We start from the raw sequence: 15,150 nt of genomic DNA, 5'->3' as shown, positions 1-15,150 counted from the left end.
TAATTTTTTTTACTTCTACACAAAAGATAACTTGCTCTCTTTCATTATTTTTATATATGATTGAGTAATCACTCAATTAACATGTTTGTATATGGCTCGTCCTCGTAGTGAAGATAAACGTAATGCAATTTTAAGTGCTGCTATTGAAGCATTAGCAGAGCTTGGCGAGCGTGCGTCTACCTCAAAAATTGCTAAAGTTGCTGGCGTGGCAGAAGGTACTTTATTTACCTATTTTAGTAATAAAGAAGAACTGCTTAACCAGTTATATCTTTCGCTCAAGGCTGAGCTACGTCAGGTCATGATGCTTGGTTACCCTGCTGATTCTGACCTGCAAACACAAATGTCACATATCTGGCAAAGCTATTTGGACTGGAGTTTAGAAGCTCCGCTTAAGCGTAAAGTCATGGCACAGCTTTCAACTTCGGAACAAATTACCGAACAAAGCAAACAAATTGGTATGCAAACCTTTTGTGACCTCACCCAAAACATTCAAGAACGTATTAACGATGGCAAATTAAGAGATTATCCACCGTTATTTATTGCTTCGATTTTAGGTGCGCTTGCCGAAGTTACACTTAATTTTATTGCCCAAGACCCTTCTCAAGCCGAGCGTTATCGCAAATCTGGCTTTGAAGCGTTTTGGCATGCAGTTTCAATATAGATAAAAGAGTAAGGATGCACGGCGTCCTTATTTTTAAACCAATTAATGAGTGAGTAAATACTCATTTTAATTAAATCAAAATAAGTACTTAGCCCCAAGTTCTTATTTGCATATATAGGTTTGTTCCAATAAGGAAAAATAAGATGACGATTTCAAACACAACAGACTTGCCTTCTCCCTTAATGCCATCTCAGCAGCATAATGGCAAATTTAGAAATACGCGTCCAAACCAACACAAGCCTTCTTTTGGCAAAACGCTCCAACTCATGTGGAAGTTTCTATTTAACAAGCCAAAAGATACAGTACCCAACAAAGAAATTCCTGTTTTAAGCTTAACCAAAGAACAGCTTTTAACTGCGCCTGACCGCTCTCTATTTCGTTTAGGCCACTCAACCATTTTGTTAAAACTGCAAAATGAGTTTTGGTTAACCGACCCTGTTTTCTCGGATCGTGCTTCACCTTTTCAGTGGATTGGTCCAAAACGTTTCCACCAGCCACCAATTAGCATTGCCGAATTACCACCCATTAAAGGTGTGATTTTGTCGCATAACCATTACGACCATCTCGACTACCATGCCGTCATGCAACTGAACGATAAAGTTGAGCATTTCTTAACACCACTTGGTGTGGGTGACACGCTCATTAAATGGGGAATTCCAGCAGAAAAAGTTCAACAACTTGATTGGTGGGATACTACCCATGTGGATGGACTAAAATTGGTGGCTACCCCTGCTCATCATTTTTCAGGCCGTGGTATGGGGGATAGCAATGCGACGCTTTGGGCTTCGTGGGTGATTATTGATAATGACTTACGGGTATTTTTCAGTGGTGACACAGGCTATTTCGATGGCTTTAAAGAGATTGGACATCGTTATGGTCCATTTGATTTGACCATGTTAGAAACAGGTGCTTACGACCCTGAATGGCCCGATGTTCATATGCAACCAGAGCAAACTTTACAAGCACATATCGACTTAAAAGGTCGTCATTTGTTGCCCGTGCACAATGGTACTTTTGACTTGGCGCTTCATGCTTGGGATGACCCGTTTGAACGTATTGTCGGTTTAGCTAAAGAAAATGCGTTAGCGATTAGCACACCGCAAATGGGCCAAATACTCAATTTAAATGAACCAAATGCAGAAAATTATTGGTGGCGTTCATAGTTTGATATAAATAAGCCGAATGCTCATTTGCAGTATTCGGCTTATCTTATTTATAACTTTGAGTGATTTTCACTAAGCACTCTTTTCAAGCGTTTCTATAATCGCTAAAGCCGTCTTTCTAGCTGAAAACGGGTTTTGACCAGTAATCAAATTACCATCTTGAACGACATACGGCGCGAAAGGAATAAAAGCCTTTTCATAACGAGCGCCATATTCTTTAGCGAGCTCTTCGGCATTGTACGGCACTTTTTTCGCTACCCCTGCCAAAACCTCTTCACTCCATGCAAAGCCAGTTAACTTTTTACCTTCTATTAGCCGTTTGTCATTTGAAAGTCTGACGTTGAGCAAACCGCAATATCCATGACAAACACTCGAAACGATGCCGCCTTTTTCATAAATATTTTTGGTGATTTCTTGCAGTTCAGGGTTATCTAAAAAATCCCACATCACACCGTGACCACCCGTGTAATAGATCACGTCATAATCTTGCCAATGAATATCGGAAGGCTTAAAAGTATTTGCTAACAGGGTAATAAAAGCTTGGTCTTTTTCTCTGGCTTTAACAGATTTATCTGCAACCAAAGGCGCAAGCGATTTAGGCTCGATTGGGGTTTTTCCGCCATTTGGGCTGACAATATCTTGCACATAACCTTGCTTTTCAAACTCATCATAAGCATGGGTGAGCTCTCCTAACCACAGTCCAGTTTCTTGGTCTACATCCTTGTAGAGTGAAACATTGGTCACGACATGTAATATGCGTTTAGACATTTTGTCACCTCTTTTTTCATACTTATAATTCTATTCTTTCATCTATCAAAGCATAGAAAGCTGTTACTGAAAGTGTGTGCTTGGTAAAGTTATGAACCTTGCTTTTAAATGACTATAAGTCTAAAGTTAACTTGAATGTCAATAGAGTATGTGGTTATGAATATTAGCGAGTTATCGAAACTAAGTGGTTTAAGTACCCCTACAATTCGTTATTACGAGCAAATCGAACTCTTGCCTAAAGCAAAAAGAAAGTCGAATGGTTATCGTGAATATACGGATAACGATTTAAAGCAACTTTCTTTAATTCAACAGGCCCAGCAAGTTGGTTTTTCTTTAGCAGAAATTAAATCATTTTTACCGTCCAAGGTGACTACTTGGAACCATGACGCACTCATCCAAACACTTGAATCTAAAATTCAGGAAATCGAACTTTTAGAACAAAAGCTTAAAGTCAGTAAGCAAAATTTACTCACTATGATTGAAGCAATTAATAACAAACCTGATGAAATTACCTGTGAAGAAAATGCCGAACGCCTTATGAATCTCTATTACGATAAATCAAAAACGCCGTAAACCTATAGAATTCTATTGACCTTAAAGTACACTTTAAACATACGATGGATCACAGGTGATAAATGAGGAACCTGTGATGTTTAAAGTGTGGAATTTTCAACGTTGGTTAAGCATTATTTTTGCCATTCTTTTATCTACAAATGTGGTTTATGCCGCAGGTTCAGATAAAGCTCAAAGCTTTGCAAAAACAAATGGAAAAATTTTAGTCGTCATGACTAATCATTCGGCTTACCCTTCTCGTTCAGATAAAACAGGACTTTGGCTAACCGAACTCACCCATTTTTATGATGTTGCATTAGCTGCCGGCTATGAAATGGACTTTGTAAGTCCTTTAGGTGGTGCAGTGCCTCTAGATGAACGTAGCTTAAAGTCTATTTACTTAGACAAATCTGCCCGTCAGCATTTAGCCGACCCAGCATTTATGCAACGGCTAAAAACAACATTAACTCCGAACGCGATTAATCCTACCCAGTACAAAGCCATTTACTATACGGGTGGGCACGGCACCATGTGGGATTTCCCAAATAATAAAGCTTTGCAAAATATTAGCGAACAGATCTATCGCCAAGGTGGAGTCGTTTCAGCAGTCTGTCACGGTGTAGGTGGTTTATTACCTTTGCAGGATGAAAATGGCAAACCGTTAATTGCAGGTAGAACTGTTACGGGTTTTGCAAATATAGAAGAAACACTTTCTGGTATTAAGTCTCAAGTTCCATTTTCTTTACTAAATGGACTCATTGAACGTGGTGCAAAATATAAAGAAGCATTTATTCCGTTTACCTCATATGTGGTTTCAGACGACAGAATTATTACTGGACAAAACCCTCAGTCGAGTAAAGAAATTGCCGAAGCAGTAGTTAAACGTTTAAGCAGCATGAAATAAATCTAAAAAGACGAATTACAGACTAGCCTTGTAATTCGTCTTTCTCATATAAATATTATAGAAAAAATTAACCAACCTTTTGATAGTGAAGAGCTATCGCACCAGAAGCAAAGGTTTTATTTTCAATAAGTTTAAGATTGGTCTTTTGCTGAATACCTTGGAATAGTGGCAAGCCACTACCAATTAAAACGGGCGAAACCGTAATTTTATATTCATCAATTAAACCAAGTTGCATTAGATAGTGTGCAAACCGTGGACTCCCCAAAATCACCATATCCTTGCCCGGTTGCTGCTTGAGCTTATTAATTTCTTCTTCAACATGATCTTTCACAAGTCTGGAATTATTCCATTCAACTGTATCTAAGGTGGTTGAAAAAACGATTTTTTCTGTCTTTTCAATCCACTCAGCATGATTTCGTTCATGCTCCGAAGCTTCGGGGTTTGAAAGCATGGTTGGCCAATAATTATGCATCATCTGGTAAGTCGCACGTCCCCAAATTACCGTATCGGCAGTGCTCAAGATTTTATTTGCATGATTTGCTAAATCGGCATCATAAGCAATCCAACCTATGTCCATTGCCCCATTTGGTCCTTCGACAAAACTATCAAGCGATGCATGTAGAAACAGTATGAGTTTTCTCATTATTCTCATTCCTTTGTTATGAAAAAGATTTATCGCTTTTTAGTATATTCAATTTAAATGATGTCTTATGGAGTGTTTTGTTTTCTGATTTTTCTAGTATCTATATAGCCCTATATCTTCCTGAAATATATATAAATTATATAAATGACCCGAACAAGAATGACTCCTTATTCGGGTTATCTATAAACATACTGTTTTAATAAAGACTTGGTTAAGTAATGACTAGCGGCCCAGAACCCGGCAGCTCGGTCACTAGCTTATAGCCCATTAGTTTTGCGGGTGTATATGTACCGCCTTTTACGGTATTTTTGAGTAAATAATTCACCACAGTCAGTGAGCCATTTACGGTAAGACTATAGGCGTTTTCCGTTTGAATACGGGCAGTTTTGATTTCCCCACGTGCATTTCTTGCTTCACCCCAAACATAGGTAGGTACTTTCGCGCGAAGCTCCTCATTTGGCCCCACAACCGTTTTTTCAATACGTGACTTAATAAACTTCTGCACAACATTGATTTTTAATACCGGGCGTACATAGTTCAGCATTTTCGCGCCAAAAATCATTTTAGGAAATGCGGGTACAAATACTTCAATGTTTGGAATGCCGGTTGTATAGAACGCTGTAGATACGTCCCCCCAAGGAACACTCATGGCACTTTTTTTGCCATCACCAAAATCAATAGTCCGGACATAATGTGCTAACGGAACAGTGGTAATTTTTCCGTTTTTACGAATTTTTCCACCTTCGGCCATACCTTCTGTACTTGTTTTGGCTGTACCCGGTGAAAACCCAGTTCTAGAGTCAAAACCAAGCGCTAAATGGGTCGCATCTGGCAGTGCTTCTTTCAAGGCAGCAGCAACACAGTCTGTTGGAATGACATCGAAACCCACACCCGGACAAAGCACAATATCGGCTTTTTCGGCTTGGCTGTTCAGTGACTGTGCCAATTCAAATACAGCAATTTCACCCGTAATATCTAAATAGTGAGCACCTGCATTTATACAAGCTTCCATCATAGGCTTCGATGTCGCTGAAAAAGGCCCTGCACAGTGCATAACCAGTTTAAAACCTTGAAGTTGCTCACTTATTGCATCTACGTTATCAAGTCCAAAAGCTTTATAGTCAAGCCCCAACTCTTGAGCAAGTGCTGCAACCTTAGCTTTGTTACGGCCAGCCAAAGTCGGTTTTAGACCTTGGCGTACAGCTTCACGAGCGATTAATTCGCCCGTGTAGCCATTTGCTCCATAAATTAACCAGTTTGAATCGTTAAGATTTGTCATAACACAACTCACTTTTTAAGAAGCAAATGAATAATCACGCATGCCTTTTTTATACTGGCGAGTACGGCATGACATCGCTGATTGTTGCAAAATTAAAGCCCAAGCTGGTGAAACATTTGGTTTTGTTTTTTTACCAGCACTTAAATTACGTAACTGGAATTTGACCACAGCCATATTGGCAAGTGAAGCCAATGTTTTATTTTCCCATGTAATTGGTTTGAGTTCAGGTGAAATATTTTGGCCTTGTTTCCAAGCATTCGGCAAATTAGGTTCAATGGCTAAAGCTGTGGCAATACCGACCATATCTACACCACTTTCAATTACTTTTTCTGCTACTTGTTTACGGCGTATGCCACCTGTCACCATAACAGGCATTTTGGCAACTTTACGAATTTCTTGTGCAAATTCTAAAAAGTAAGCTTCACGGGCAAGTGTACGACCATCACGTGCTTGGCCTTGCATTGCAGGCGCTTCATAACTACCACCTGAAAGTTCAACCAAATCGACTGCCTGCTCATTTAACATTTTAACCACTTGTTGAGCATCTTCAGCGCTAAAACCGCCACGCTGGAAATCGGCTGAATTTAGTTTCACTGCAACCGTAAACTGTGGCGAAACCACTTTACGAACCGCTTCCACAATCTCAATTAAAATACGAGCGCGGTTTTCTAAAGAACCACCCCAACGATCTTGGCGTTTATTGCTGAGTGGAGAAAGAAACTGGCTTAGTAAATATCCATGCGCTGCATGAATTTCCACACCAGTAAATCCTGCTTTTTCACCTAATCGTGCCGTGTTTGCAAAACGCTGAATCACTTCTGCAATCATGGATTCAGTCATTTCAATTGGTGTGTTAAAGCGATTTGACATTTTGCCAAGATCTAGTGAAACAGCTGATGGCGCCCAAGTCTGCTGACCTAGGTTAGCTTGCATTTGTCGACCCGGATGGTTAATTTGAAGCCAAACCTGAGCACCTTTGGAACGGCTAATTTGTGCCCATTTTTTGAAAGTATCTAGATGCTTTTCATCTTCAAGAACCACACCGCCCGGTCCAGTCATCGCTCGGCGGTCTACCATCACATTTCCGGTAATGATTAGACCTACGCCACCATTTGCCCAAGCCTGATATAAACGCATTAATTCTTCTGATGGTGCATGGTTTAAATCAGCCATGTTTTCTTCCATTGCCGCTTTAGCAATACGGTTAGGAACATATGAGCCATTTGGGAATACTAATTTTTCGAACACTTTCATTGGAATGACCTCATTCAGTATGGCTTTACTTTAAGATTAAAGCTAACTTTAATGTCAATACCTTTTATTATTTCTCTCTTTATTACTTTTAATTTCATGGGGTTATAAATAAAAAAGAGGCACTTAATAGGCCTCTTTTTTTAAAGTTTATAGCTTTAAATTATTCGCGAATAAACGCTAATAAGTCCGCATTAATTACTTCATGGTTTACGGTTAACATACCGTGAGAAAAACCTGGGTAGATTTTGAGTTGGCTATTTTGAAGTAACTCAGCAGATTTCACACCAGACGTCTTATAAGGCACGATCTGGTCGTCGTCACCATGTAATACCAAAACAGGAATGGTGATTTTCTTTAAATCTTCGGTAAAGTCAGTTTGTGAGAACGCCACAATACCATCGTAATGTGCTTTTGCACTGCCCGTCATACCCTGACGCCACCAGTTAGCAATAATACCTTCAGATGGTTTCGCATCTGGTCGGTTAAAACCATAGAATGGGCCAGATGGGAGGTCTCGGAAAAATTGTGCACGGTTGGTGAGAACCTGATTTTGAAGGTCATCAAAAACTTCTTTTGGTAAACCTTCAGGATTATTTTCAGTTTTAACCATAAGCGGTGGTACTGCACTGACAAGAACAGCTTTCTTGACGTTTTCCTGACCATGGCGAGCAATATAGTGAGCCACTTCACCACCACCTGTTGAATGGCCAATATGAATTGCATTTTTAATGTTCAGATGTTTAACCACTTCTGCAACATCATCTGCGTAATGGTCCATATCGTGACCATCCCATACCTGACTCGAACGCCCATGTCCACGGCGGTCATGAGCAACTACACGAAAACCTTCTTTAAGGAAAAAAAGCAATTGTGTATCCCAATCATCTGAACTCAAAGGCCAACCATGATGAAAAAATAGAATTTGGGCATCACGTGGTCCCCAATCTTTATAAAAAATCTCTACACCGTCTTTTGTCGTTACGTATCCCATCTTTGTTCTCCTGCTAAAAAACTACTTATAGATTGGTTATAAAATTTGAATATTGATACTAAGCTTAAAGTTAACTTTAAGGTCAATTACTTTAATTGTATTTTTAAAATAAAATTTATATGAAAGCACGGCCTTAAACTCTTCTCATCTTTCCCCTTTTTTATTTCATTTAAATGTCAAAGCCTTTAGCCATCAAAATTAAAATCTTGACTTTAAAGTTAACTTTAAACTTATAGTTTCTGAACTGGTTCTAAATTAACACGTCTTGAAATATACAGCATTAGCAACTCGGTCAATTAATGTAAAGTTGCTAAATGAACTTGGCGCTTCACAAATTCTCCGTTTAGATGTAGTTGAGGATGCTCAGGTAGTCCTTAATTTGCCTACCTTAATTAATTTAAAAGCATAAATAAAAAGTCTATTTTAACTACGTTTGAAAATTCGAATTTAGAGGTATCTTTTCAAGCGTAGTTAATTAGGCATTACTTATAAATTTAACTTAGAACACCTTTTTTACAGATACTGTAAAAGTCGAATCGATCGGATTTGAAACAGGTGCACCTACCTCACCATTGCTATACTTTTTATAATAAGCATTTTTATCCCATGCCTTGGTATAAGCGAGTCCTGTACTCCAACCATCACCTAAATCTTTAATAAGTTCGGCTTTAACATCCTGAAAATTCGACTCTGAAAAGTTTTTGATTCTTTCATAGCCATAATGGGCTCCAAAAGTCCAAGTATTATTAATCGGCTGCGTAAAGTTAAGATCTAAATAACTTGAACCTCTCGACCTTTTACCAGCAGGTCCCCCCATGGTTTTAGAGTTATAACCAGCATAATCTGGTGTGTAAGTCACAAAGTATTTAAGGCTTAAAGGACCATAGCCAATTTGAGGTACGATCTCACCATAGTTATAACTGCTACTCCCCGTTTCTGGTGTACTTTTCGCACCTGGGTAGTAGTAGTAAAAAACCGACATCCCAATTGAAAATTTATCGATTGTTTTTAAATAACCTGTATAAAAATCCCATTCAACCGAGGCATCTCGCAGATAGTTAGAGCTGACACTTGATACCCAAGTCCCTACAAAAAAACCATTAGGATTGGAATAATCCAATCCACCTTGTAAGGCTGGTTTACCCCATGTTTGTTGGAAACCGCGTGAAATATATTGACTAGCAAAAGTAACATTTGCGCTATATGGAGAGGTTTTTTCTTGTTCTTTTAATTGTTCTGCATGTACAACGCTAGTAGACATAATAAGTAAAACTAAACCTAAAATTTTTCTCATTCAACAATTCCTTTTACATATTACCTATAGGTTTAAAGTTTTAAAATAACATGAAATATTCATTTTAAGAACCTTAAAAGTTTATAGATTCAACTTTCTAGACACATCTTCTTCGCTATAAATCTCTTCAATACAATCTAAAATTTTAGGAATATAAGAACTTTGATCCATGTTTCGCATGGATAGAGAGATTGGACTATAGGCTTCTAAATCTAAGATATTTAAGTAAGTTAAATTCTTCATACCAATATCACAGGCACTTTCTGGAATAATACAAATACCCTCGCCCGATGCCACTAAACCAAGCGCCATGTGAATTTCTCGTACTTCTGTCAGCTTGGCTGGGATTAAGCCTAATTTGGTAAATAAAGCTTGAATAGTGGTCGAAAAATTAGGCTTAGGTGTCGTTGGGTAAGAAAAAATCGTCTCATTGATAATTTGAGATAAATAAATTCCTGACTCTTGGAGCTCACTTAATGGGTGTTTTTTATGGATTGCGAGTTTTAATTTTTCTTTTCGAAGTAAAAGCCTTTTAATCGCTGGGTCACTAATTGGTAACCGACCAAAACCTAAATCAATTTTACCTAACTTTAAAGCCTCAACCTGATCTCGTGTGCCACACTCAATAAGCTCAACATGAATGTCAGGATTTTTTTGTCTAAATAGATAGATCACCTGTGGTAATCGTCCATAAAGAAGTGAACTCACATAACCCACTTTAACAACGTTCTCGACTAGCTTCATTTTTTTAGCCATCGAAGCAGCTTGAGCCGTATGCGTCAAAATTTGCACCGCATGTTGGTAAAAAAACAGGCCTGCTTCTGTTGCTTTTAATGGACGAGAGCCCTTCACAAACAAATCAATCCCTAACTCTTCCTCTAGTTTTTTGATTTGACGTGTTAAAGGTGGCTGGGCAATAAAAAGCTTTTCTGCCGCTTTAGTCAGACTTTGTTCTTCAACAACGGTAACAAAATAACGTAGATGTCTTAATTCCATTAATATACCTTTTTAGTATCTTAAAATACCGTTCTATATCTATTTTAGGCTATTACATTCTTCTATGGTATGTAAACAAGTTTGAAATAGTTGAAACTTCATGTATAGAACCATAGAAACCATACTTGTGGATATTCCAACTATCCGTCCTCACCAGTTGTCTGTGACTACGATGCGTACTCAGACTTTGGTGCTCGTTAAAATTACGACCACGGATGGTATTGTAGGTTGGGGTGAAGCGACCACCATTGGTGGACTGAACTATGGTGAAGAAAGTCCTGAAAGTGTCAAAGCCAATATTGATACTTACTTTGCACCATTACTCGCATCAGTTAAAGATTTAAATGTGGCTCAAACACTAAAACTGATTCGTAAGAATATTAATGGTAACCGTTTTGCGAAATGTGCCATTCAGACTGCCCTACTTGATATTCAGGCCAAACGTTTAGGTGTGCCATTAAGCGAAGTTTTAGGTGGACGTCTGCGTAATAGTTTACCTGTACTTTGGACGCTTGCGTCTGGTGACACTGAAAAAGATATTGCTGAAGCTCGCAAAATGATTGAGCTGAAGCGCCACAACACGTTCAAACTTAAAATTGGTGCACGTCCTTTACAGCAAGATGTTGACCATGTGATTGCGATTAAAAAAGCACTAGGTGCAGATATTAGTGTACGTGTTGACGTAAATCGTGCATGGTCAGAGCTTGAATGTATTCAAGGTATTCAACAGCTACAAGATGGTGGAATCGATTTAATCGAGCAGCCATGTGCAATTCAAAATACCGAAGCACTTGCTCGCCTCACCCAGCGTTTTGATGTCGCAATTATGGCAGATGAAGCCTTAACTGGTCCTGACAGCGCATACCGTATTGCAAAAAATCATGGTGCAGATGTATTTGCCGTGAAAATTGAACAATCTGGTGGCCTGATCGAAGCTTGTGAAGTTGGCAAAATTGCTGGTTTAGCTGGAATCGACCTATATGGCGGTACCATGCTTGAAGGCCCTGTAGGAAGTATTGCTTCTGCTCATGCATTTGCAACTTTTGAAACGTTAGCGTTCGGTACTGAATTATTTGGTCCGTTATTACTGACCGAAGAAATTTTAAAAGAGCCGCTACGTTACGAAAACTTTGAATTGCATTTGCCAACAGCTCCGGGCTTAGGCATTGAAATTGATGAAGATAAGATTGAGAAATTACGTCGTTAAGGCAACAGGATAAGGAGTTTCCCATGTTATTTCATGTACGTATGGATGTGCATATTCCACTTGATATGCCAGCCGACAAAGCAAATGAAATTAAAGCTGTTGAAAAAGCTTATTCGCAAGAATTACAACGCCAAGGTAAATGGCGTCATATCTGGCGTATTACAGGCCAGTATTCAAATATCAGTATTTTTGATGTTGAGAGCAATGAGGAATTGCACAACATTTTACAGGGCTTACCTCTCTATCCATATATGGACATTGAAGTGATGGCACTTAATCGCCACCCTTCTTCTGTTCGTGATGATGATTCGTAAACCAAAAGAATTTTTTAAATGTGATCTCTGAAGTCAATTTAAAAACCAAGCAGATTATTCAGAAGGTAACAAGGAACGTGGCGGCACTTATTGCTAGCAAAACAAAATGCCCGCAGCGCTGCCACCCAAAACCGTATTGCATACTTAAGGAGTTTTAGTATGAACCGTCAACAAATTGATGCGCTTGTAAAACAAATGAATGTCGACACTGCTAAAGGTGAAGTCGATGCACGTGTTCAACAAATTGTTGTGCGCCTTCTCGGGGATTTATTTCAAGCCATCGAAGATTTAGACATCCAGCCTTCTGAAGTTTGGAAAGGTTTGGAATATTTTACCGATGCAGGCCAAGCAAACGAACTTGGACTTTTAGCAGCTGGCTTAGGTTTAGAGCACTATCTTGATTTACGTGCTGATGAAGCTGATGCAAAAGCTGGCGTTACTGGCGGCACACCTCGTACTATTGAAGGTCCACTTTATGTAGCGGGTGCGCCTGAATCAGTTGGTTTTGCGCGTATGGATGATGGTACAGAATCGGGCAAAATCGATACCTTAATTATTGAAGGTACTGTGACCGATACTGATGGCAATATCATTGAAAATGCCAAAGTTGAAGTATGGCATGCCAACAGTTTGGGTAACTATTCATTCTTTGATAAGTCTCAATCTGACTTCAACTTACGTCGTAGTATTTTGACTGATGCAGATGGTAAATATGTTGCATTAACCACAATGCCAGTAGGTTATGGTTGCCCACCAGAAGGTACAACTCAAGCCCTTCTTAACAAATTAGGCCGTCATGGTAACCGTCCATCTCACGTTCACTATTTCGTTTCTGCGCCAGGTTTCCGCAAGCTGACTACTCAATTCAACATTGAGGGTGATGAGTACTTATGGGACGACTTTGCCTTCGCAACTCGTGACGGTTTAGTGGCAACAGCAGTTGATGTAACTGACCCTGCTGAAATTCAACGCCGTGGTTTAGATCACGCTTTCAAACACATCACATTTAACATCGAACTTGTTAAAGATGCCGCTGCCGCTCCTTCAACTGAAGTTGAACGTCGTCGCGCTAGTGCTTAATTGAAAGTATATGTGAGTTAAAAGTTCGCTTTTGACTCACAAAATTTATTCCATTTATTACTACCATTAAGAATTTAAATAAATTTTTAGCGGTAGTAATAACATCACGTTACCTCATGCTCTAAGGTTTCTCACATGATTGACAAAAGTAAGTCCTCTCTTAGCGAGGTACTATCGCAGATTAAAGATGGCGCGAGCATCCTGATTGGTGGTTTCGGTACCGCAGGACAACCCGCTGAACTCATTGATGGACTGATTGAACTCGGTGTTAAAGATTTAACGATTGTTAGTAATAACGCCGGTAATGGCGATTATGGTCTGGCTAAACTGCTTAAGGCTGGTTCAGTTAAAAAAGTGATCTGTTCTTTCCCACGTCAGTCAGACTCTTATGTGTTTGATGAACTTTACCGTGCCGGAAAGGTCGAGCTTGAAGTTGTTCCGCAAGGTAATCTGGCTTGCCGTATTCAGGCAGCAGGTATGGGACTTGGTGCTGTGTTTACCCCAACAGGCTTTGGAACACTTTTGGCTGAGGGCAAAGAAACCCGTGAGATTGATGGGAAAGATTACGTACTTGAATATCCAATCAAAGCAGACTTTGCCTTGATTAAAGCTTACAAGGGCGATCGCTGGGGCAATCTGGTTTACCGTAAATCTGCACGTAACTTTGGCCCGATTATGGCCATGGCTGCAGATGTCACCATTGCTCAGGTTTCTGAGGTGGTTGAACTGGGTGGATTAGACCCTGAGCACATCATCACCCCAGGTATCTTTGTACAGCATGTTGTACAAGTACAACCCGCACAATAAGCAATAAGGAGAAATAACATGAGCTACCAGAAACTCAGCCGTGACCAGATTGCAAAACGTGTGGCACAAGATATTCCAGATGGCGCCTATGTGAACTTGGGTATTGGTTTACCAACCAAAATTGCGAGCTATCTACCTGACGACAAAGATATTTTCCTTCATTCTGAAAATGGTCTATTGGCTTTTGGCCCACCGCCAGCGGCAGGTGAAGAAGACCCTGAACTGATTAATGCGGGTAAAGAGTTCGTGACCATGCTTGAAGGCGGCAGCTTTTTCCACCATGGCGACTCATTTGCCATGATGCGTGGTGGTCACCTTGATATTGCGGTACTTGGTGCATTTCAGGTGGCAGCGAATGGTGATTTGGCGAACTGGCACACGGGTGCACCTGATGCGATTCCTGCCGTAGGTGGTGCGATGGATTTGGCTGTAGGTGCTAAAAAAGTATTTATCACCACAGACCATGTGACCAAGCAAGGTGAGCCGAAAATTGTGGCTGAGCTGACTTATCCGGTAACGGGTAAACACTGTGTTGACCGTATTTACACCGATCTTTGTGTGATTGATGTGACCAAAGATGGTTTGAAAGTGATTGAGAAAGTGGAAGGTCTAAGCTTTGATGAGTTACAGGCTTTAACGGGTGCGACTTTGATTGATGCGACTCAAGATTAAAATTTAAAACAGCAGTAACTATTGTGACAGGCGACATGGATGTCGCTCGTTGGACAGGGAGGCATGGAAGCCTCCTCTGTTCAACAAAGGTTTTTGTTACTTTTGACCTTTCAAAAGTAAGGTATCGCTTATGCAACAGACCTATGGATATCACAGTATATTAAAGCCGTGATGTTATTCGTTGATATGAAAATTTATAAATCATTACGACGGAGTCTTATCTGTTTAAACCAGATGCCGACAGCTAATTCGTGTCACTTTTTTAAAAAAGTAACCAAAAATCTTTGTTACTCAGACACAACCTCCCTGTTGTGCTGAGCAACGAGGCGACATCCATGTCGCCACCGCGAAATACTTACGGAGAATGGCTAAAAAGGCCTGAAGTAAAGGACAAAAGTTAGAATGAAAAACGCTTATATCATCGATGCCATCCGTACCCCATTCGGCCGTTATGCCGGTGGCCTTGCACCTGTCCGTGCCGATGACCTTGGCGCTGTGCCGATTAAAGCTCTCATGCAGCGTAACCCAAATGTAGATTGGGAACAGGTCGATGATGTGATCTATG

Annotated in this window: 16 protein-coding genes and 2 pseudogenes; 11 read left to right on the top strand and 7 right to left on the bottom strand. The window is 39.9% G+C overall.

Going from position 1 to position 15,150, the window contains the following annotated elements:
* Positions 1-91: 91 nt before the first annotated feature.
* On the top strand, positions 92-661 hold the full coding sequence (locus MSG95_RS15905) for a TetR/AcrR family transcriptional regulator (RefSeq protein WP_151819606.1): 570 nt from the start codon (positions 92-94) through the stop codon (positions 659-661).
* A gap of 143 nt (positions 662-804) precedes the next feature.
* Positions 805-1,824 (top strand): MBL fold metallo-hydrolase, encoded by a 1,020-nt coding sequence (locus MSG95_RS15900; RefSeq protein WP_151819605.1) that lies wholly within the window; start codon positions 805-807, stop codon positions 1,822-1,824.
* A gap of 72 nt (positions 1,825-1,896) precedes the next feature.
* Here MSG95_RS15900 and MSG95_RS15895 read toward each other — a convergent pair whose 3' ends face one another.
* Entirely contained in the window at positions 1,897-2,592 is a 696-nt protein-coding gene (locus MSG95_RS15895; RefSeq protein ID WP_324645128.1) for a type 1 glutamine amidotransferase domain-containing protein, read from the bottom strand.
* A gap of 156 nt (positions 2,593-2,748) precedes the next feature.
* Here MSG95_RS15895 and MSG95_RS15890 point away from each other — a divergent pair, with 156 nt between their 5' ends.
* Entirely contained in the window at positions 2,749-3,165 is a 417-nt protein-coding gene (locus tag MSG95_RS15890; RefSeq protein WP_017394017.1) for a MerR family transcriptional regulator, read from the top strand.
* A gap of 76 nt (positions 3,166-3,241) precedes the next feature.
* Positions 3,242-4,048, top strand: coding sequence for a type 1 glutamine amidotransferase domain-containing protein (locus tag MSG95_RS15885; RefSeq protein WP_324624886.1), 807 nt, complete (start codon positions 3,242-3,244; stop codon positions 4,046-4,048).
* Positions 4,049-4,115: 67 nt separating this feature from the next.
* Here MSG95_RS15885 and MSG95_RS15880 read toward each other — a convergent pair whose 3' ends face one another.
* From MSG95_RS15880 to MSG95_RS15865, 4 genes are all read right to left on the bottom strand, one after another.
* Complete coding sequence (locus MSG95_RS15880; protein WP_005123966.1) at positions 4,116-4,691, bottom strand: dihydrofolate reductase family protein; 576 nt, start codon at positions 4,689-4,691, stop codon at positions 4,116-4,118.
* A gap of 211 nt (positions 4,692-4,902) precedes the next feature.
* Positions 4,903-5,970 (bottom strand): saccharopine dehydrogenase family protein, encoded by a 1,068-nt coding sequence (locus MSG95_RS15875; protein ID WP_017394019.1) that lies wholly within the window; start codon positions 5,968-5,970, stop codon positions 4,903-4,905.
* 15 nt (positions 5,971-5,985) lie between these two features.
* Complete coding sequence (locus tag MSG95_RS15870; RefSeq protein ID WP_017394020.1) at positions 5,986-7,224, bottom strand: NADH:flavin oxidoreductase/NADH oxidase family protein; 1,239 nt, start codon at positions 7,222-7,224, stop codon at positions 5,986-5,988.
* Between the two features lie 160 nt (positions 7,225-7,384).
* On the bottom strand, positions 7,385-8,215 hold the full coding sequence (locus MSG95_RS15865; RefSeq protein ID WP_017394021.1) for an alpha/beta fold hydrolase: 831 nt from the start codon (positions 8,213-8,215) through the stop codon (positions 7,385-7,387).
* A gap of 307 nt (positions 8,216-8,522) precedes the next feature.
* Between MSG95_RS15865 and MSG95_RS15860 the strand changes: the two are divergent.
* Positions 8,523-8,624: pseudogene (locus MSG95_RS15860) on the top strand (acetoacetate decarboxylase); the annotation flags it as partial.
* Positions 8,625-8,714: 90 nt separating this feature from the next.
* Here MSG95_RS15860 and MSG95_RS15855 read toward each other — a convergent pair.
* Both MSG95_RS15855 and MSG95_RS15850 read right to left on the bottom strand, forming a co-directional pair.
* Positions 8,715-9,509: a TorF family putative porin gene (locus tag MSG95_RS15855; protein WP_151819598.1), complete on the bottom strand. Its 795-nt coding sequence runs from the start codon at positions 9,507-9,509 to the stop codon at positions 8,715-8,717.
* A gap of 81 nt (positions 9,510-9,590) precedes the next feature.
* Positions 9,591-10,505 carry a LysR family transcriptional regulator gene (locus MSG95_RS15850; RefSeq protein ID WP_151819597.1) on the bottom strand — a complete coding sequence of 305 codons (915 nt, stop codon included), beginning with the start codon at positions 10,503-10,505 and terminating at the stop codon, positions 9,591-9,593.
* A gap of 100 nt (positions 10,506-10,605) precedes the next feature.
* Here MSG95_RS15850 and MSG95_RS15845 point away from each other — a divergent pair, with 100 nt between their 5' ends.
* The 6 genes and pseudogenes from MSG95_RS15845 to MSG95_RS15820 form a co-directional block, all read left to right on the top strand.
* The gene (locus MSG95_RS15845) at positions 10,606-11,712 is read left to right on the top strand and encodes a muconate/chloromuconate family cycloisomerase (RefSeq protein WP_151819596.1); all 1,107 of its coding nucleotides are present in this window, start codon (positions 10,606-10,608) and stop codon (positions 11,710-11,712) included.
* Between the two features lie 23 nt (positions 11,713-11,735).
* Positions 11,736-12,026: a muconolactone Delta-isomerase gene (gene catC, locus MSG95_RS15840; protein WP_060466463.1), complete on the top strand. Its 291-nt coding sequence runs from the start codon at positions 11,736-11,738 to the stop codon at positions 12,024-12,026.
* Positions 12,027-12,185: 159 nt separating this feature from the next.
* Positions 12,186-13,106 carry a catechol 1,2-dioxygenase gene (catA, locus tag MSG95_RS15835; RefSeq protein WP_019458831.1) on the top strand — a complete coding sequence of 307 codons (921 nt, stop codon included), beginning with the start codon at positions 12,186-12,188 and terminating at the stop codon, positions 13,104-13,106.
* Between the two features lie 135 nt (positions 13,107-13,241).
* Positions 13,242-13,913, top strand: coding sequence for a 3-oxoacid CoA-transferase subunit A (locus tag MSG95_RS15830; RefSeq protein WP_151819595.1), 672 nt, complete (start codon positions 13,242-13,244; stop codon positions 13,911-13,913).
* A gap of 18 nt (positions 13,914-13,931) precedes the next feature.
* Positions 13,932-14,585 (top strand): 3-oxoacid CoA-transferase subunit B, encoded by a 654-nt coding sequence (locus MSG95_RS15825; protein ID WP_324624887.1) that lies wholly within the window; start codon positions 13,932-13,934, stop codon positions 14,583-14,585.
* 402 nt (positions 14,586-14,987) lie between these two features.
* Positions 14,988-15,150: pseudogene (locus MSG95_RS15820) on the top strand (acetyl-CoA C-acyltransferase); the annotation flags it as partial.

The organism is Acinetobacter sp. IK23 (assembly GCF_035615275.1).
In the GTDB taxonomy this organism is placed as follows: domain Bacteria; phylum Pseudomonadota; class Gammaproteobacteria; order Pseudomonadales; family Moraxellaceae; genus Acinetobacter; species Acinetobacter seifertii.
The sequence above is the reverse complement of the archived record's forward strand: the minus strand, read 5'-3'. Positions and strand labels throughout refer to the sequence as shown.